General features: G+C 26.5%; 17 protein-coding genes. 12 read left to right on the forward strand and 5 right to left on the reverse strand.

The features are described from left to right. Positions 1-93: 93 nt before the first annotated feature. A complete protein-coding gene (locus TY07_RS08300) occupies positions 94-1,878 on the reverse strand; it encodes an ABC transporter ATP-binding protein (protein WP_042398012.1) in 1,785 nt (594 codons plus the stop codon). After that, entirely contained in the window at positions 1,879-3,621 is a 1,743-nt protein-coding gene (locus TY07_RS08305; protein WP_042398014.1) for an ABC transporter ATP-binding protein, read from the reverse strand. A 149-nt stretch (positions 3,622-3,770) separates the two neighbouring features. Here TY07_RS08305 and TY07_RS08310 point away from each other — a divergent pair, with 149 nt between their 5' ends. The 4 genes from TY07_RS08310 (at position 3,771) to TY07_RS08325 (ending at position 8,440) form a co-directional block, all read left to right on the forward strand. Beyond that, entirely contained in the window at positions 3,771-4,613 is an 843-nt protein-coding gene (locus TY07_RS08310; RefSeq protein WP_042398016.1) for an AraC family transcriptional regulator, read from the forward strand. Between the two features lie 215 nt (positions 4,614-4,828). After that, positions 4,829-5,569 carry a hypothetical protein gene (locus tag TY07_RS08315; protein WP_042398019.1) on the forward strand — a complete coding sequence of 247 codons (741 nt, stop codon included), beginning with the start codon at positions 4,829-4,831 and terminating at the stop codon, positions 5,567-5,569. Between the two features lie 30 nt (positions 5,570-5,599). Continuing rightward, on the forward strand, positions 5,600-7,294 hold the full coding sequence (locus tag TY07_RS08320; protein ID WP_242833239.1) for a vWA domain-containing protein: 1,695 nt from the start codon (positions 5,600-5,602) through the stop codon (positions 7,292-7,294). An 18-nt stretch (positions 7,295-7,312) separates the two neighbouring features. Continuing rightward, positions 7,313-8,440, forward strand: a complete 1,128-nt coding sequence (locus TY07_RS08325) for a toxic anion resistance protein (protein ID WP_042398022.1) — start codon at positions 7,313-7,315, stop codon at positions 8,438-8,440. 119 nt (positions 8,441-8,559) lie between these two features. On the opposite strand, the gene TY07_RS17240 is transcribed toward TY07_RS08325, so the two are convergent. Continuing rightward, a complete protein-coding gene (locus TY07_RS17240; protein WP_052330654.1) occupies positions 8,560-9,201 on the reverse strand; it encodes a glycerol-3-phosphate acyltransferase in 642 nt (213 codons plus the stop codon). A 2-nt stretch (positions 9,202-9,203) separates the two neighbouring features. Next, positions 9,204-10,322 (reverse strand): MGDG synthase family glycosyltransferase, encoded by a 1,119-nt coding sequence (locus TY07_RS08335; protein WP_042398025.1) that lies wholly within the window; start codon positions 10,320-10,322, stop codon positions 9,204-9,206. 140 nt (positions 10,323-10,462) lie between these two features. Here TY07_RS08335 and TY07_RS08340 point away from each other — a divergent pair, with 140 nt between their 5' ends. From TY07_RS08340 to TY07_RS08375, 8 genes are all read left to right on the forward strand, one after another. Continuing rightward, positions 10,463-11,134: a response regulator transcription factor gene (locus TY07_RS08340; RefSeq protein ID WP_042398027.1), complete on the forward strand. Its 672-nt coding sequence runs from the start codon at positions 10,463-10,465 to the stop codon at positions 11,132-11,134. Then, the gene (locus tag TY07_RS08345; protein ID WP_042398029.1) at positions 11,131-12,141 is read left to right on the forward strand and encodes a sensor histidine kinase; all 1,011 of its coding nucleotides are present in this window, start codon (positions 11,131-11,133) and stop codon (positions 12,139-12,141) included. Before TY07_RS08340 ends, TY07_RS08345 begins: the two co-directional genes overlap by 4 nt. Before the next feature lie 22 nt (positions 12,142-12,163). Then, complete coding sequence (locus TY07_RS08350; RefSeq protein ID WP_042398031.1) at positions 12,164-12,718, forward strand: GNAT family N-acetyltransferase; 555 nt, start codon at positions 12,164-12,166, stop codon at positions 12,716-12,718. Positions 12,719-12,871: 153 nt separating this feature from the next. Beyond that, the gene (locus TY07_RS08355; protein WP_042398033.1) at positions 12,872-13,792 is read left to right on the forward strand and encodes an ABC transporter ATP-binding protein; all 921 of its coding nucleotides are present in this window, start codon (positions 12,872-12,874) and stop codon (positions 13,790-13,792) included. After that, complete coding sequence (locus TY07_RS08360) at positions 13,792-15,015, forward strand: ABC transporter permease subunit (protein WP_042398035.1); 1,224 nt, start codon at positions 13,792-13,794, stop codon at positions 15,013-15,015. Before TY07_RS08355 ends, TY07_RS08360 begins: the two co-directional genes overlap by 1 nt. Positions 15,016-15,258: 243 nt before the next feature. Beyond that, complete coding sequence (locus TY07_RS08365) at positions 15,259-16,029, forward strand: ABC transporter ATP-binding protein (RefSeq protein ID WP_042398036.1); 771 nt, start codon at positions 15,259-15,261, stop codon at positions 16,027-16,029. Then, positions 16,019-17,992 (forward strand): ABC transporter permease, encoded by a 1,974-nt coding sequence (locus TY07_RS08370; protein WP_042398038.1) that lies wholly within the window; start codon positions 16,019-16,021, stop codon positions 17,990-17,992. Before TY07_RS08365 ends, TY07_RS08370 begins: the two co-directional genes overlap by 11 nt. 50 nt (positions 17,993-18,042) lie before the next feature. Then, positions 18,043-18,765: a glycerophosphodiester phosphodiesterase gene (locus TY07_RS08375; RefSeq protein ID WP_042398040.1), complete on the forward strand. Its 723-nt coding sequence runs from the start codon at positions 18,043-18,045 to the stop codon at positions 18,763-18,765. A 101-nt stretch (positions 18,766-18,866) separates the two neighbouring features. On the opposite strand, the gene TY07_RS08380 is transcribed toward TY07_RS08375, so the two are convergent. Then, positions 18,867-19,568: a DUF624 domain-containing protein gene (locus tag TY07_RS08380; protein ID WP_042398044.1), complete on the reverse strand. Its 702-nt coding sequence runs from the start codon at positions 19,566-19,568 to the stop codon at positions 18,867-18,869. Positions 19,569-19,584 lie beyond the last annotated feature (16 nt).

Genomic DNA, 19,584 nt, shown 5'->3' on the forward strand with positions numbered 1-19,584 from the left:
AACTCCTTATGGAGTTTCTAAAATGTATTTCTCCTAAATTCAGCTCAAGCTAAATTTATTCATTAACTATTAACTTATCACTATTAACTATCTTTAAATTGCTTCTTTTAAAAGAGCATATTGTGATTGATAAAGGTTGTAATAATGTCCTTTTAATGACATTAATTCATCATGAGTACCACATTCAACAATACGTCCGTCATCTATATACATTATTCTTGAAGAATTTTTAATTGTAGATAATCTATGAGCAATTATAAAGGAAGTTCTTCCTTTTAATAATTCATCTAATCCTTTTTGAAGCAGAAGTTCTGTTTGAGTATCTATACTAGAAGTTGCTTCATCTAATATTAGGATTCTAGGATTAGCTAGTAATGCTCTTGCAAATGATATAAGTTGTCTTTGGCCAACAGAAAGCCTTGAACCTCTTTCATTAACTTCAGTGTAATATCCATTTTCAAATTCCATTATAAATTCATGAGCCTGTACTATTTTAGCAGCTTCAATAACTTCTTCATCAGTTGCATCAAGCTTACCATAACGAATATTATCCATTATAGTTCCGGAGAAGATAAATGAATCTTGAAGCATAATACCCATTTGTTGTCTAAGAGATTTTAAAGTTACGTCTTTAATATTAATACCATCAATTAAAATTTCACCTTCATTAATATCATAAAATCTGCTTATTAAGCTTACAATAGTACTTTTACCTGCTCCAGTAGGCCCAACTAGAGCTATAGATTCACCACTATTAATGTTCATATCAATATTTTTTAATATAGGATTATCTTCTTCATACATAAAAGTTACATTTTTAAATTCAACATGACCTTCAATTGAAGGAAGAATCTTTGCATTAGGTTCATCATGTATTAATGGTTTTTCATCCATTGTTTCGAAGATTCTTTCTAAATAAGCCATAGCATTTATTATTGTATTATAAAAGTTACCTATATTAGTTATAGGAGCCCAAAATCTCCACACATATCCGATAAATGCTACTAGTACCCCTACCTTGATTGATGAATCAAATATTAAAATACCAAATAAATAAATTAAAGAAATAGAAGCAACCGAAATAATATCTATAGATGGCCAAACCAAGAAATTTAATTTAACTGAATCAATCCAAGAATCACTATATTGTTTACAAACATCCTCATAAATTTTCATATTTTCTTCTTCACGAGAAAATGATTGTGTTACTTTAATTCCATTTATACTTTCATGTACATAGGCATTCATATTAGATTGTTTAGAACTTAGTTTTTGATTAGCAAGTCTTTGTGCTTTTTTTAGAGACATCATAACAGCAATTAAAACTGGTAAAGCAATTAAGCTAACTAATGCAAGTTTATAATCTAAACAAAACATAAATATAATAGTAATTAAAAGAGTTACAGTATCAGCAATTAAATTAACAAATCCATTAGACAATAAATCGCTTAATGAATTAATATAATTCACAACTCTTACTAAAATCTTTCCGTGAGGTCTACTATCGTAATAACTAAATGGAAGAGTTTGCAAATTAACAAATAAATCATTTCTCATATCTACAAGAATATCTTGTCCAACCTCACCCATTGTAAGTATACGTTGCTTCATAAAAGCACTAACTAATATAAGTGATAATGCATAAATGAGTGATAAAATTATTAAATTTATTAGATTACCAGATGGTATAATATCATCTAAAGCTATTTTTATTAAGTAGGGCCCAAGAAGTGAAACAAAGCTTGAAATTAACATTAATACAACTGATATAGTAATTTTATTTTTATATGGTTTCATATACTTTGTAAGTCTCTTAAGATGAGAGAAGTTAAAACCTTCTTGTAACTCTTCATCAATATCATATTTATTTCTAGCCATTTATATTACCTCCTTAGATAAATTAAAGTCTCCAAACTGAGTCTTATATACTTCATAGTAGTATCCTTTATTATTAACTAATGAATCATGTGTGCCACTTTCAATAATTCGACCATTATCAAGAACTAATATTAAATCAGCAGACTTAACGGAAGATATTCTGTGAGCAATTATAAAATTAGTTCTATTTGGATTATTTAAATTAACTTCTTTTTGAATTTTAAATTCTGTTTCCATATCAACAGCAGAGGTTGTATCATCCAAGATTAATATTGAAGGATTAGTTATTAAGGCTCTAGCTAAAGATATTCTTTGTCTTTGTCCACCTGATAAACCTACACCTCTTTCACCAATAATTGTGTCATAACCTTCAGGCATTTCAGAGATAAATCCATGTGCTTCTGAAAGCTTAGCAATATCTTTAACTTTATCTAGAGATACTGATGGGTTACCATAAGCTATATTACCTTCAATGGTATCTGAAAATAAAAATATATCCTGCATTGCCATTCCTATTGAAGATCTCAATTGCTTGATATCTATATTCTTTATTGGTGTATAATCAATTAAAACTTCACCTTCTGTTGCATCATAAAATCTACAAATTAAATTTACTAAAGTAGATTTACCAGCTCCAGTAGGCCCTATTATTCCAATAGTTTGTCCACACTTAGCTTCAAAAGAAACATTTTTTAGGGCTGCAGTATCTCCATAGTTGAAAGAAACGTTATCAAATAAAATATCACCATGAATTCTTTCTGATTTAACAGGAGCTTTAGAGTTTTTAATATTTGATTCTGTATTTAATAATTCCCTTATTTTAATTGAAGAAGCTATGAATCTTTCTGTATCATTAATTAAATATCCAGCCATTCTCATAGGGTTATTTAATGCCCAAAGTAATCCATTAAATATGACTAAATCACCTAATGTCATAGATTTATTAATTACTAAAATACCTCCAACCAGTATCATTATTATTGATAAAAAGCTTGATAAGTATTCTAATACAGGCATATATTTACCTATAATTTTGGTAGTATCCATATTTTTTTCTTTATAATTCAAATTTTCTTTATTAAATTTTTCTATTTCATAATCTTCTCTACTAAAGGCTTTTACAACTCTATTACCACTTATATTTTCTTGAGTAACAGAATTAAGCCTTGAATAAGCTTCTCTTATATTATAAAAAGTAGGAGAAATTTGAACTCCCATTTTTATAGTTATTATTGCAATTATAGGACAAATAGCAAGCATAAATAGAGTTAAAGGGAGACTTACAATAGCCATTGAAATAATTGCAAATATAAATACGCTTAAATTTGATAAAATATTATATACAACCCATGCTATAAAATGACGAAGTGCATCGGTATCACCAGTCATTCTAGCCATAATATCACCAGTTTTGGTATTATTATAATAGTCAAAATCTAATTTTAATAATTTAGAATATAAATCTTTACGAATATTAAGAAGTATGTCTTGTGATACTCTTTCAAAAATCATTTGATACGTATAAGTAAGTATTCCTTTTATTACAACAACAACTAGCATAATGATTAGAATAGGAATTAATATATTCTTTTCATTTCCATTTAAAACCCTATCAACTATATCTCCAGCTAGGAAAGGATTAATCATACTTAATAGTGAAGTTATTAATACTAAAATTAATGCAATACTGTATTTGGGAATGTGGTATTTTAAATACCCAATTATCCATTTTAAACTTTCCATAACAGTTACCTCCGTTTTTATTCAATATAATTTCCTTATATAGATTATAATTTTAGGTATAAAAATGAAATGTGATATCTTAAACTATTGATGTATATTATTATATAAAGTTATAATTATAATGAAGTTTATGAGACAAGGAGAAAGAAATGTTTGAATGGGGTAGAGGAACAGAGGAATATAATCCAGAAGTATTATTTGCTTTTCAAGCAAGTTTAAATGGAAGTGATAATCATTGGGAATTTAAGTATCACTGTCATGATTTTTTAGAGTTGTCAATAGTAACATCTGGAGTAGCTGACTATTGTATTGATGGTAATAATTATACGATAAAAAAAGGGGAAGTATTAATTTCAAATCCAGGATTATATCATATGGAGACACCTGGTGAGTATTCTAAATATACTCAATTGCACATAGGTGTTCATAATTTTAAATTGAGTGATATAAGAGAGAATTACATAGATAATAAAGGAGTAGGCCCTGTAATAAAATTAAAAAAATATGAAAATGAATTTTTAAAGTGCTGTGATGAAATTATTAAAGAGGAAAAAATGAAAAGGGTGGGATATCCATTAGTACTTAAATCTTTAGTAATGAAATTGTTGATTATTTTATGTAGGGAATTTGAAAGCGAAGAAAAGCAGGAAGATGAATATAATTGTTCATTTCAATCATCTGAAAAACAAAATATAGTTAGGGAAATTATTGATTATATGAATGAAAATTATATGTGTGATATTTCATTGGACAAGATATCTAAGAATATGTATTTAAGTCCTGTTTATATTTCAAAGATATTTAAGGAAGAGATTGGAGATTCTCCAATAAATCATTTAATTAAAATAAGATTATCAAAAGCAGAAGATTTACTAAAAGATAAAAGTATTCCTATTAAAGTGGTAGCTCAAAGAGTTGGATATAATGATGCGTATCATTTTAGTAAATTATTTAAAAAGTATTACGGGATATCTCCATCTGCATTTAGATAAAAAATTAAGTTCTATATTAAGGTTGAATATAAGTTAAGCCTTAATATAGGACTTTTTTGTTTTTAGATAAGCATATTTATAAAAATTATAAATATTATTTGAAATCATAAAGAGGGCAATTATTTTTAGAGTAGAGTTTTTTTATAAAAATAAATATTCACGCATAAAAGAGAATATATTTTAATATAAAAAACGAAAAAAAGAGGTGTTGCAATTTGAAGGTTAAAAGAATAAGTTCATTACTAGGATTGAATATTGCAATTGTAATGCTTAATATTATTATTTTTTCACCAGGATTATTTAATATTAAAATAGATTTTATTAATATATTTCAAACATCAATAGGTATAACAATAATCATAATGAGCTTTATTATTTTCATTATTGGAAATTACAAAATATTAATAAAAGAAGATAATGAAATTGATATTTCTAAATTAGATGATAGTGAAGATTACATAGAAGCATTAAAGGAGAATAGCAGTAAAAGAGTTTTTTCAAAGGATATTGATATTTTATTAGAACAAATAGAAAGAATGGACAAAAAGCAAGAAAAAATAGATGATATACTATTGCAAAAATTTACTGTAAATGAAATGAGTTATATAAAATTTAAAAAGACAATAACTGAAGTAAGAGATGTTTTTTATATAAATATAAAGAGTGTTATCAATAAAATAAATATTTTTGATGAACAAGAATATGAAAAAATAAAAAAGGACATTAAAAATGGGAAACTTAATGGAAAAATAGAAGAGCAGAAAAAAGATATGTTTGATGAATATATATTTTTTGTGAAAGATTCTATAGAAGATAATGAGGAGATTTTATTGAAATTAGATAAATTTCTTTTTGAGTTATCAAAATTTAATAGTTTAGAAGATGGAGAGTTAGAAAATATGAGTGCAATTAAGGATGTTGATGAATTAATTAATAAAATAAAATTTTATAAGTAGATAAATAAAAGAAGTAGGGGGTATGGATTAGTGGGTGGTAAGAAAAGTGGAAAACTTGCAGGTATTTTGATAGTTATGGCTATTGTAATTTTGGGATTAGTTTATGGCGGAATAACTTTAACTAAAAATTGGGGAAAAAGTAAAGAAGCTATATCTGAAGAAAATGCAACTGATAAGTTGAATAAGATTTGTAAAGATATTGATATTAATGAAATAGAACCTAGAAAAGCAGCCATAGATTTAGGCGTTGAGGATGTAAAAGATACTATTCCGGATATTGAAAAGTATCCAGCACAAGTTGAGAATACTACTGACACTTATATTGAAATATTTTCTACAGGTGAGAAAACTGGTACTGGAAAGGATAGTTGGTTAATAGATGTAGCTAATGATTTTAATGAGGCAGGAATAGAAGTGAATGGGAAAACTGTTTCAGTTAAGATAAGGCAAGTAGCATCAGGGCTTGGAATGGATTATATAGTTTCAGAGAAATATTTACCAGATGCGTATAATCCATCAAATGAGCTATGGGGAGAAATGATAAAAGCCAATGGCAAGACAATTGAATTATATGATGAAAAAATGGTTGGAAATGTGGCTGGCATTATTATGTCTAAGGAAAAGTATGATGATTTAATAGAAAAGTATGGTTCAATTAACTTGAAGAATGTTACAGAGGCTGTTGCTAATGGAGAAATAAATATGGGATATACAAATCCATTTGCAAGTGCAACAGGATTAAATTTTTTAGTATCAACATTAAGCACATTTGATTCAAGTGATCCATTAAGTGAAAAAGCAATTGAGGGCTTTAATGAATTTCAAACTAATATACCATTAGTAGCATATACAACACTTCAATTAAGAAATTCTGCTGAATCAGGTATTTTAGATGGATTTATTATGGAATATCAAACATATATAAATTCACCAGAATTAAAAGCAGATTATGTATTTACACCATTTGGGTATAGACATGATAGTCCATTATATGCAGTTGGAAATTTATCTGAAGAAAAGAAAGAAATATTAAATAGATTCATTGAATTTTATAAAGGAGAAAAATATCAAGATTTAGCTACAGAATATGGATTCAATAACTTAGAAGATTATAAATGTGAAATTGGAGAGTTAGAAGGAGATGTAATAATACAGGCTCAAAAGCTATGGAAGGAAAACAAAAATAGTAATAAGCCTATAGCTGCAGTTTTTGTGGCAGATGTGTCTGGAAGCATGGAGGGTGAACCATTAAATGAGCTAAAAAAATCATTGTTGAATGGATCACAATATATAGGAGAAGAAAATTCTATAGGGTTAGTAACTTATTCAAATGATGTTAATATTAATCTTCCTATAGGAAAGTTCGATTTAAATCAAAGATCACTATTTACTGGAGCTGTACAAGATATGGATGCTGGAGGAGGAACAGCAACATTTGATGGAATTGCTGTAGCTGTTAAAATGCTTTTAGAAGAAAAGGAAAAGAATCCAGATACTAAGTTAATGCTTTTTGTATTAAGTGATGGTGAAACTAATATTGGACATTCTTTAGAAGATATAAAAGAAATCCTAGAAGCAGTTGAAATACCAGTTCATACTATTGGATATAATGCAAATATTAAGGCGTTAGAAAATATTTCTGCAATTAATGAGGCAACAAGTATTAATGCAGATTCTGATGATGTTATTTATAAGTTAGGAAGTTTATTTAATGCAGAGATGTAGAGAAATAGGGGGGAGAACATGGGATTTTCAATGAATGTATGTGATACCGAAGAAATTAAAAATGAGGTTATAGAAGCTGTAAAGCCAGAAAAAGAAGAAGTAAAAAAGTTAAAAGTATTAAGCGATAATAATGTAGAAGCAGTTATGAATTTAGATATGGATTCATTAGAGGATAGAAAGTTGATTTTAAAATCAATTGATGAATTTGGGTTAGATACTATGCAAAAATCATCTCAAAAAAACGCCTTATTAGAAGTAAGTATAAAAAATCTATCTAAAATGGGGGATGAAGGAGGAGAAGTTGCTATTGGGTTAACAGAATTACAAAGGGCAATGAAAGATCTTGATCCAAGTATGATAGACTTCACAAAAAAAGGATTTTTCGGAAGGGTTGCAAATCCAATACGTACTTATTTTGATAAGTATCAAAAAGCTGATAATGTTATTAATGATATCATGGAATCTTTGGAAAAAGGTAAGATAACCTTAAAAAATGATAATACTACTTTGGAAATAGAAGAGTTATCTATGAGGGATTTAACAAAAAAGTTAGCTAAAGAAATAGAAATGGGAATAATGATGGATGAGGAGATTTCAGATGCCTTAAATAAAGCAAAAGTTAATAATGATGATCCGGATAGAATTAGTTTTGTTTCGGAGGAGATATTATTTCCTTTAAGGCAAAGAATTATGGATATGCAGCAAATGATAGTTGTTAATCAGCAAGGGATAATAGCAATTGAAGTTATAAGAAGAAATAATAAAGAGCTTATAAGAGGTGTTGATAGAGCTAAAAATGTAACTATATCTGCTTTGAGAACTGCAACAATAGTTGCTAGTGCACTATATAATCAAAAAATAGTTTTGAAAAAGATAGATTTATTAAATAAAACTACAAATGATTTAATTAGCGGAACATCAAAAATGCTTAAGGAGCAAGGAGCAGAAATTCAAAGGCAATCAATTGAATCTAATATTTCTGTAGATACTTTAAAATCTGCCTTTTCTGATACTTTAGAGGCATTAAATGCAATTAGTTCATATAAACAAGAAGCATTACCAAGGCTTAAAGAAACTATAAGTCAATTTAAGGAGTTAGCTGATTTAGGAGAAAAGCAGATTTCTAAATTAGAAAAAAGTGAATAGTATAGAGTTATAAATTAATTATCTTAAGTTAATGTAATGAAAGAATGAGTAGCAAATTTAGTAATCAAAATATCTAAATCTGCTACTCATTATTTTATAGAAAAATTATATAGTTATTACTAAGTAATTTGATTATGATAAAGAATTTTTTTACAGTATTTATTAAATAATGAGATTGTTATATCACCGTCATTTCTATTTACCCTATGCTTATGCCCGAGAATTATTGATGATAAAAATACTATTAATTTAATATGAATACTGGAATTAGAAGCAAATACTAGTATATCTAAAAATAAAATACTAACTAAAATAACACTAGAGTTTGGTTTAATAGTTAAAATAAATTTAAAAAATATTAATATGAGTGCAAATATTAATGCAACATAACTTATAGGATATAATGCTAAAAATGAACCAAATGTAGATGCAATAGCCTTTCCACCTTGAAATTTTAAAAATGGTGAATAAGCATGCCCTAAAATTGGCGAAATTGCAATAAAAATAATTGCTATGTTACTTGTATAAAAATAATTAATAGAAATAAAAACAGGAATAAAAGCTTTAAATAAATCTAAAATTATACATAGTATTCCTAAAGGTATTCCACAATATTTAATAACATTTCCTGAACCAGGATTCATATCATCTGATATTTTTCTTATATCAATGCCTTTAACTAATTTAGGAATTAAATAAGAATACATAATAGATCCTGATAAAAAAGATAAAATAATTAATAAAATATCTCTAAAAAACAAGGTTATTCCCTCCTATGATTTGCTTGTTTTATTAGAAAGTTAGCAATATCATCAGCCGTATTTAAGTTAATATTTTTCTTTTGTGCTTGAATAATAGAATTGCATAATGAATCGTCAGTTAATAAAGATTTACACAGAGATAAAGTTTCATTTACTGAATTAGAAGCTAGTGCCATCCCATGACTTTTAAAAAAATTACAATTAGCAGATTCTACGCCAGGAATTGGGTTTATCATTATAATAGGCAAATTTTTGGTCATTGCTTCTGTTGTGGTCAATCCACCAGGTTTAGTAATTAAAATATCACTTGCATCCATTAATAAATCAATAGAATCTGTAAAAGATAATATATTAATATTTTTATTTAGTTTTACTTTATTAAATTCTTTAAATAATTCTTCATTATGTCCACAAATAACCGTAACCTGAATGTTAGGTAGTTTATCAGATAAGATTCTGGTACTTTCAAGTATATTGCCTGCACCCATACTGCCACCCATTAATAATATATGTTTCATATTAGGATCAAGGTTTAGTTCTTTTTTTGTAGCAACTTTAGATTTGTGTTGTTTAAATTTGGAATGTACTGGTAATCCAAAGCTCAGAAGTTTATTTTTATCTATTCCCTTACTAATAAATTCATTAATTAAATCTTTGTGAGGAATAAGAAAATAATCTAAATTTGTTTCTTCCCAAAAAGGTGCACAGGTATAATCAGTTATAATAGCAGCAGTAATGGAGTTAAATGGATATTTATTTTTTAAATAAGAAATTGTTTGGGCACAAAATATATGAGTGCAAATAATTATATCTGGATTTTCAGAAGTAATAACATTATATATTTTATTTGCATAAAGAGAATTTAAAATGTAAATTATAGATTTTATCTTAGGGTTACTAATTTTTACGCCAGCTTTATAAAGTGATCCAAAAAATCTAGGACTATGTTTTACTATGCTAACATAAGAATTTTCTACTTTTTTAGATGTGTTTTTTCCTGCAAAGCTTAAGGTATCTATTTCTACAGTCTTAATATTTAAGTTATCAAGTGCATTACAAATTGCTTTTCCAGCAGAAGCATGTCCGGCACCTGTGTTTGTATACAAAATAAGTGCTTTCATAATAGTTTCACCCCATCTTTAAATTAATATAAAAGAAAAAGTATAATAAATATTTTAACATAGAAATTAATTTATAAATATAATAATTGTGCTTTGCTAGAAATTATGGATATAATTATGAAAAAGAGGTGGTTTTATAAATGAATAATAAAATTTTTATTATAGAAGATGAAGAGAAAATAAGGTTAGAGTTAAGTACATTTTTAAATAGATATGGTTATGAAACAAGTTATTCCACAGATTTTGAAAATATAGTTGATATTTCCCTGAAGGAGGAGCCAGATATAATATTGTTAGATATTAATTTACCGTATTATGATGGTTATTATATATGCAGAGAAATAAGAAGGAAATCTAATGTTCCAATAATAGTAGTTACAAGTAGAAATAGTGAAGTAGATGAGCTTATGAGTATGAATTTAGGTGCAGATGATTTTATAACTAAGCCTTATAATACTCAAATTTTACTTGCTAGGATTGCATCAATTATTCGAAGAACATATCAAAATTTAGATAGTGAAGTTTTCGAATTTAAGGGTTTAAAATATAACATGTCTACTAGTGAAATGACATTTGATAATAAAAAGTGTGAGTTAACAAAAAATGAAAGTAAAATTCTTTTTACATTAATGAAAAATAAAGGGAGGATTGTTTCGAGAAATGATTTAATGAAAGCTTTGTGGCAGGATGATGAATTTGTAGATGATAATACTTTGACTGTTAATATTAATAGGTTAAGAAAAAAATTAGAAGAAATAGGTGCTGTTGATTATATTCAAACAAAGAGGGGACAGGGGTATATTTTAATATGAGCTTTATAGAATATTTTAAAGATAAAGTTATATTTATAATAATTAATATAATTGTTTTAGTTATTACATCTTATTTATTGTTTGGATTAAATGTATCTTCCTATGCAATTTTTATAATATGTATTTTGAATTTTTTAGCCAGTATATCTTTTTTTATTTATGATTGTTTAAGAAAAAGTAAGTATTATAGTAGTTTATTAAAGAGATTAGATGAATTGGATAAAAAGTATTTTATTGGTGATGTTGCTACTGAAGAAGATTTTTTAGAGGGTAAAATTTTATTTGAAATTATAAGTCAAGCAACAAAATCAATGAAGGATGATATAAGTGAATCTATTAGAAATAGCAATGATTATAAAGAATATATAGAGCTTTGGGTACATGAAATAAAAACTCCTATAGCAACTTGTAAATTACTTATTGAAAATAATGATAATGAAGTTACTGAAAGTATAGGAGAAGAGGTAACAAAGGTTGAGGATTATATAGAACAGGTTTTATTTTATGCAAGAAGCAATGCAGTAGAAAAAGATTATTTGATTAAAGAAATTAATTTAAAGAAATCTATTAATTCTGTAATTAGAAAAAATGCTAATACTTTAATTGAAAAACGGGTTAAAGTTGATATTAGGAATGTTGATAAAATAGTATCCTGTGATAGTAAATGGATAGAATTTATTTTAGGTCAAATAGTAAGTAATAGTATTAAATATATGGATAAGAAAGAAAGTGTTTTAAAAATATATAGTGAGAATATAGGAAATGACGTTATTTTAAAAATATGTGATAATGGAATTGGAATGGATGAAAGGTCTGTAATTAAAGCTTTTGAAAAAGGGTATACAGGTGAAAATGGTAGAAGATTTGGAAAATCTACTGGCATGGGATTATATTTGTGTAAAAAGCTTTGTGAAAAGTTAGGATTAGGTATAAATATTAAATCAAAGGAAAATGAAGGAACAGAGGTAACTATATTATTTCCTATAAATGATATGATGAAATTTTAGTGCTAAAAGGGAGAGTAAGTTTATGAAGAGTATTGAAACAGAAAGATTAATATTAAGAAAATGGTGTAAAGATGATTATTTAGATATGTATGACTATGGTAGTGATGATAGAGTAGGACCTAATGCAGGGTGGCCTGTACATAAAACTATAGAAGATAGTAAAGAAATAGTTGATATGTTTATAGATGGTGATGAAGAATACGCAGTAGTTTTAAAAAGTGAAAGTAAAGTTATCGGTGGAGTAGGGTTACATTATAAAAAGATTGATAAAAATATGCAAGGTGGAAATGTACGTGAAATAGGATATGTTTTAAATCCTAAATATTGGGGAAATGAATATATTCCTGAAGCTGTTAAAGCATTAATAAAATATGGATTTGAAGAATTAAATTTAGATTTAATTTGGTGTGGTCATTTTGATTATAATTTTAAATCTAAAAGAGTAATTGAAAAATGTGGATTTAATTTTAAGTTTGAAAAGATAAGGGAACTACCGTTATTAGATAATAAAGAAGTTAATGAATTATATTATAATATTTTAAAAGAAGAGTATTTTGATAAAATAAAATTAATGTAGAAAAAATGTTTTTATATCTATGCCTCAGGTAAAATATGTATATTTTACCTGAGGCATATTTTATTAAGGAATTATTAAGAAAATTTAAAATATATAGTAAGATTTTATAGATATAATACAAGGAGTGATGGAAAAAGTGTAGGAGGAAGATACATGAATGTTTTAGAGGTAAATGATTTAAGAAAGTCATTAGGAAAAAGAGAAATTATAAAAGGTGTAAGTTTTAATATAAAGTCTGGAGAAATATTTGGATTTTTAGGACCTAATGGTGCTGGGAAAACTACTACAATAAGAATGTTAGTTGGATTAATTAAACCAACATCAGGAGAAATAAAAATTTGTGGGCATGATTTAAGTAAGGATACAACCAATGCTTTAAGTGAAGTTGGAGCAGTAGTTGAAAATCCAGAGTTATACAAGTATTTATCAGGTAGAGAAAATCTTATGCAAATTGCAAGAATAAGAAAGGTATCTAAAGAAGATGTAGAAGAAACTATAAAACTTGTTGGTCTTGAGGGAAGGATTGATGATAAAGTAAGAAAATATTCTTTAGGAATGAAGCAAAGATTAGGACTAGCAGCGTCCCTTTTATCAAAACCAAAGCTACTAATTTTAGATGAGCCAACGAATGGATTAGATCCATCTGGAATATTAGATTTTAGAGAAGTTGTACAAAAGGCAGCTAAGGAAAGGGGAATGGCTGTATTTGTATCATCTCACATATTATCAGAAGTTCAAAATCTTTGTGATAAAGTTGCATTTATTAATGATGGAGTAATTAAGGCTGTTGAAGAAATAAATTCAGATACAAATTCTATGGATACTGAGAAAGATATAATTTGTCTCGTTTCTAATGATGATAAGAAAATAATTGAAAATGAAGTTAAAAAATTAACTTATGTTTCATCATGTAAAATTAATGATAAGGGATTACAAATAATATTAGAATCTAACTCAACGTCTAAGCTGGTTAAGCATTTAGCATGTAATAATTTTAATATTGAAGAAATCTATAAGGAAAGAAAAGGCTTAGAGCAAAGATATATGGAATTAGTTGAGGGAGGAATAAGATAATGTTATTTACTTTAATAAAAAATGAATTAATAAAACTTATGAAAAAGTCCAAGACATGGATAGTATTTGCACTTTTTGCAGCTTTCATAGCAGTAACTATATTTGCTCAATATAGAAGCGATAAAAATATGAGAGTATGGAGTTCACCAGAGAAACAACTAGAAATGGCTCAAGATAATTTAAACTATTATAATGAAGAACTTGAGCTGAATAAAGACACTGATGTTAATCCAGAATATATAACATATTTACAAGAGGCTATAGAAAATTCAAAGGCTCAAATAGAAAACTATGAAGATATAATAAAAAATGGATTAGATGAAAAGGCATGGAAGCTTCAATTAGATCAAATGATTGAGGATAGTAAGCAAATTATAGAAAGTTATAAAAAGTACGATGATGAGTGGTCAAAAAGATATTTAATGGAAGAGCAAGATAATTTAGAAATGTATAATTATCTTAAGGATAATAATATTGAGCCACTTTATGGATGGGAATATGAAGCTTATAACTATATGACTTCACTTATGCAATTTTTAGGAATGGCACTTTTACTTTGTGGGATAGCTGTATTTATGAGTGATATAGTTTCTGGAGAATGTACGCCAGCTACATTAAAATTCCTACTTGTACAACCAGTAACAAGAGGAAAGGTGCTTTTATCTAAGTTTATATCAGTAACAATAACAGTTGTTGCTATGATTTTAGGGGGAGAACTTATAGGATTTGCTTTTGTAAATTTAACTAGTAAACTAGGTGGAGCTAGCTATCCAGTTAATTTAGGAGCTCAATATAATAAGGTTATAAATTCTGAAGGTGTAGCTGAATTAGTTAAAGTTGTAGGATCAGGGCACATGGGAACTAATGGAGAATTGTTTGTTAAAGCTATGTTATTCCAAGGATTATTTATTATAGCAGCTTGTTCAGTAGTATTTTTAATTTCAACTTTAATAAAAAGTAGTATGATAACTATGGCATTATCAGTAGTTGTTACGGTATTTTTAAGTATAGGAAGTCAAGGAATAGATTCACTTAAAGATGTTGCACATTTAATATTTGTAAACTATGGTGATGGAATTAGTGTATTAACTGGAAGTAGTGCATTAGCGTTTAATAATCCTAATATGACAGTTCAAAATGGAATAATAGTTATGATTGCAACTATTGTAATTTCATATACAATTGCGCATATTAACTTTAAAAGAAAAGATATTTTAATTTAATAAAAATAATTATCTTATATTGTATAAGTTGATTAATAATAAATTGTATCAGGAGAAAATATGTATATTTTCATCTGCGATAATTATAAAATACGCACACCACTTTGGTGTGCGATTTTTGTTATATAACAAAAATGTAAGGTTTCTGTTATATAGTTCTATGGATAGAGTATCATATTAATTGTAAAATTTAATCATAGTCAAGGGAAAGTCTTGAAAAATATGAACTCAGTGGAGGAAAGTATGAAAAGGGAAGTTTTAAAGGTAAGCAATATAGAAAAATATTATGGAAATAAGAGTAATATAACTAAAGCAATTAATAATATTAATTTTACAGTAGAAGAAGGAGAATTTATTGGGGTAATGGGTGCTTCAGGAAGTGGTAAAACTACATTATTAAATTGTATCTCAACAATAGATAAAGTAAGCAGTGGTCATATTTTTATAAATAATAATGATATTACAAAGTTAAACTCTAAAAAAATTGCAAAATTTAGAAGAGAAGAGCTTGGATTTATATTTCAAGATTTTAATTTATTAGATACATTAACTTGTTATGAAAATATAGCATTAGCATTAACTATTTCAAGAGTTAATCATAAAGAAATTGATATTCGAGTTAAAGAAGTAGCAAGTAAACTTGGAATTATGGAAATATTAAACAAGTATCCTTATGAAGTATCAGGTGGACAAAAACAAAGAGTTGCATGTGCAAGAGCAATAATAACTAATCCATCATTAGTATTAGCTGATGAGCCAACTGGTGCATTAGATTCAAAGTCTGCAAAAATGCTTCTTGAAAGTTTAGAACATTTAAATACAGAATTAAATGCAACTATTATGATGGTAACTCATGATGCTTTTACAGCAAGCTATGCAAGTAGAATTTTATTTATTAAAGATGGAAAGATTTTTAATGAGTTAGTTAGAGGAAATGATAGCAGAAAAGATTTCTTTAATAAGATAATCGAAGTTGTTACCTTACTTGGAGGTGATCAAAGAGATGTATTTTAAGCTAGCTACAAGAAATTTAAAAAAGAGTTTAAAAGATTATACTATATATTTTTTAACATTAGTATTTGGAGTTTGTATATTTTATACTTTTAATTCTATTGAATCACAAAAAGTAATGATGGATTTAACTGATATGCAGGCAGCAGCATTTCAACTAATAGATGTAGTTATGGGAGTTGCTTCAGTATTTATTTCTTTTGTTTTAGGATTTTTAATAGTATATGCTAATAACTTTTTAATAAGAAGAAGAAAAAAAGAATTTGGAATTTATATGACATTGGGTATGGAAAATAAACAACTTTCTAGATTGATATTTATAGAGACAATGTTAATTGGAGTTGTTTCGCTAGTAGTAGGGGTAGCTTTAGGAGTTTTACTTTCACAAGGATTATCAATATTTACTGCTAAATTATTTAAAGTTAATTTAGTTAATTTTACTTTTGTATTTTCTAAAATAGCATTTATTAAGACATTAGTTTGTTTTGGATTAATTTATTTAGTTGTTTTAATTTTTAATTCATTTACTATAAGAAAAGTAAAATTAATAGATTTATTAACTTCTGCAAAGAAAAATGAAAGCTTAAAAGTAAAAAACATTTGGATATCTGTAATAACATTTGTAATTAGTATAGTAATGATAGGTTCGGCATATTTTATAGTATTAAAAAATGGAGTTGCAATAGCAAGTCCAACAGCTATAGGAATTCCAGTATTATTAGGATCTATAGGAACACTTTTATTTTTCTTCTCACTATCAGGGTTTTTATTGAAGATTATGCAAAACAATAAAAAATTCTACTTGAAAGATTTAAATATGTTTGTATTAAGACAAATTAACAGTAAAATAAACACTACTTTTATATCAATGACATTTATTTGCTTAATGTTATTTATTGCAATATGTACATTTTCAAGTGGATTTGGAATTAGCAGAGGTCTCAATAAAGATGTTCAAGATTTAACGCAATTTGATAGTAGTATATGGAACTTAAATGGTGATAATATTGAAGACTTATTAGGAAAAAATAATTTAGATGACATTTCTAATTATGCAGAATACACAAATTATAATAGTGAAGTACCTTATAGCAAATTTTTAAGTAAGAATGGTATTGAAAAAGGAAGTAGTTATTATCCTGTATTTGCAGATAGTAATATTAATACAATTACATTATCAGACTTTAATGGGTTATTAATATTGTTAGGAAAAGACACTGTAGAGTTAGGGCAAAATGAGTATTTAGCTTTTGGTGACATAGATGATATGCAAGCTGTGATACAGGAAGCTATAGATAATAATACTAAAATAAATATTAATGGAAAGGAATTAAGTCCTTCAAGTAATAAAGTTTTCAATATTGTAGCTTATGATTCAACTCTTAAAAATAATATTTGTACATTTGTAGTAAATGATGATGTAGTTAATGGATTAACAGCTATTAATACTTATTTAAATGTAAATTATAAAGATGATAAATTAAAGTCAGAAGAAGCTATAAACAAGTTAATAAAAGATAATAATGCTAAGGATGGAACTCAAATATATTATATTAGTAAAGAAAATGTAGAAGCAACTACAGCTGGACTTGGAGCAGTGGTTTCCTATCTAGCAATTTATATGGGGGTTATATTCCTAATAACAAGTGCAGCAGTTTTAGCACTTCAACAATTATGTGAATCAGCAGATAATATCTATAGATATGAATTACTTAAAAAAGTTGGAGTTGATGAAAAAATAATTAATAAATCTTTATTTACACAAATAGGAATATATTTCATAATTCCTTTAGCACTTGCATTAGTTCATTCTATAGCAGGATTAAAATTTGCACAAGGAATAGTTTCTATAGTTGGTGATGGAAGTATGATGAAATATATATTAATTACTTTAGTTGTACTTATAATTATTTATGGTGGATATTTTATTGCAACTTATAATGGCTCAAAGAAAATGATAAAATAAATAAGGTGTACAAGTAAGTACATTAAATATCTTATACGAGGTGAATTTGTATGATAAATTTTGCACATAGAGGGGCAAGTAAGTATTATCCTGAAAACACTATATTATCAATAAAGGAAGGCATAAAAACAGGAGCAACTGGTTTAGAAATTGATGTTCATAAGAGTAAAGACAATAAACTTGTTGTAATACATGATGAAGATATTGAAAGAACATTTATAGGAAAAGGGTTAGTAAAGGATTATACCCTTAAAGAACTTAAGGGTTTTAAGTGTAGAAATAAGAATTTTGAAGATAACTTAGAGTGTAGAATTCCTACTTTAGAAGAGGTTTTAGAGTTAGTTAAAGCTTCTAGGGTAATATTAAATATAGAACTTAAAACTGATGAAATACATTATGAGGGAATTGAAAAAGATGTAATAGATTTAGTTAACAAGTATGAGTTAAAGAATAGAGTAATATTATCTAGCTTTAATCATGAGTCTATAAAAATTTCTAGAGAAATTGATAGTGAGTTTAAAACAGGATTATTATATTATCAGCCTATAAAAGATGTAGTTAATTATGCTAAGGATTTTGGTGCAAATGCAATTCACCCAGATATTAGATTAGTATCAGAAGAGCTTATTAAAGAAGCTAAAGAAAATAATATAGATGTAAATATTTATACTGTGAATAGTCCAATCTTAATGAGAAAATTAATTTCAGCAGGAGTAAGTGGAGTATTTACCGATTATCCAGACTTGTTACAGGAAATAATAAATAATGGATAAATAAAAGATAAAAGTAATAACTCTGATAGAAAACTAAAAGTTTTCTATCAGAGTTATTACTTTTTATTTATTCAATATAAAGTTTGTTGAAGATATTACATTTAATTAGAAGCTGATAAAGTTCCAACTGATGATTTCTTTTCAAGCTCTAATAATATAGGTTTATCATAAATTGTTAATATAAAACAAAGTATACTTGGTATAAATAGTACTAACAGAGCATGTATTTTAGCAACAAGGAAAAGTGCTATTAATGTAACAATTATTTTTAATAAAGTTATATAGAATTTCTTTATTGAATAGTAAAAAGATAATGCAACAATATCTCTTAATTTCATATGAAATCTACAATTAATAGGAAATGCATAAAGACCTAATATTAATACAAAAATTCCTAATATTAAAAATATTATATGAAGTCCACTTGAAGACATATTTAAATAAAAATACTGAAAATCTACAAAGAAGATAGTTAATAATAATAATTCTACAAACCATAATTTAAAGTTAGACTTAAATTGAGTTTTATAAGAGTTAAAAAAGTAAGAGGTGAATGAAATATCTTTTTCTCTAACTATTTCAGCCATTGTAGAGTATAAAGCGCCTAAAGCTGGTCCAAATGGAATTAAGCAAATAAATAATAAAGCTATACTAAATAGACTAGCATTATATGATGTTAGTGTATAAAAAAATATAAGTGGTATATTAAGGAGAATAAAATAAAGTCCTCCTAATAAAAGCCAAGTTATATAATTAATAATTGAAAAAAGTGGTTTGTCATAAAATTCTTTTTGTTTACCCATAGTTTAATACCTCATA

The sequence above is a fragment of the Clostridium saudiense genome (genome assembly GCF_000577815.1).
In the GTDB taxonomy this organism is placed as follows: domain Bacteria; phylum Bacillota; class Clostridia; order Clostridiales; family Clostridiaceae; genus Clostridium; species Clostridium saudiense.

Excerpts from the sequence above, each read along its gene's own strand:
- TY07_RS08345 (WP_042398029.1), top strand. The coding sequence starts at position 11,131 with ATGAGCTTTATAGAATATTTTAAAGATAAAGTTATATTTATAATAATT.
- TY07_RS08325 (WP_042398022.1), top strand. The coding sequence starts at position 7,313 with ATGGGATTTTCAATGAATGTATGTGATACCGAAGAAATTAAAAATGAG.
- TY07_RS08375 (WP_042398040.1), top strand. The coding sequence starts at position 18,043 with ATGATAAATTTTGCACATAGAGGGGCAAGTAAGTATTATCCTGAAAAC.
- TY07_RS08300 (WP_042398012.1), bottom strand. The coding sequence starts at position 1,878 with ATGGCTAGAAATAAATATGATATTGATGAAGAGTTACAAGAAGGTTTT.
- TY07_RS08340 (WP_042398027.1), top strand. The coding sequence starts at position 10,463 with ATGAATAATAAAATTTTTATTATAGAAGATGAAGAGAAAATAAGGTTA.
- TY07_RS08310 (WP_042398016.1), top strand. The coding sequence starts at position 3,771 with ATGTTTGAATGGGGTAGAGGAACAGAGGAATATAATCCAGAAGTATTA.
- TY07_RS08380 (WP_042398044.1), bottom strand. The coding sequence starts at position 19,568 with ATGGGTAAACAAAAAGAATTTTATGACAAACCACTTTTTTCAATTATT.
- TY07_RS08365 (WP_042398036.1), top strand. The coding sequence starts at position 15,259 with ATGAAAAGGGAAGTTTTAAAGGTAAGCAATATAGAAAAATATTATGGA.
- TY07_RS08350 (WP_042398031.1), top strand. The coding sequence starts at position 12,164 with ATGAAGAGTATTGAAACAGAAAGATTAATATTAAGAAAATGGTGTAAA.
- TY07_RS08360 (WP_042398035.1), top strand. The coding sequence starts at position 13,792 with ATGTTATTTACTTTAATAAAAAATGAATTAATAAAACTTATGAAAAAG.
- TY07_RS08305 (WP_042398014.1), bottom strand. The coding sequence starts at position 3,621 with ATGGAAAGTTTAAAATGGATAATTGGGTATTTAAAATACCACATTCCC.
- TY07_RS08355 (WP_042398033.1), top strand. The coding sequence starts at position 12,872 with ATGAATGTTTTAGAGGTAAATGATTTAAGAAAGTCATTAGGAAAAAGA.
- TY07_RS08370 (WP_042398038.1), top strand. The coding sequence starts at position 16,019 with ATGTATTTTAAGCTAGCTACAAGAAATTTAAAAAAGAGTTTAAAAGAT.
- TY07_RS08335 (WP_042398025.1), bottom strand. The coding sequence starts at position 10,322 with ATGAAAGCACTTATTTTGTATACAAACACAGGTGCCGGACATGCTTCT.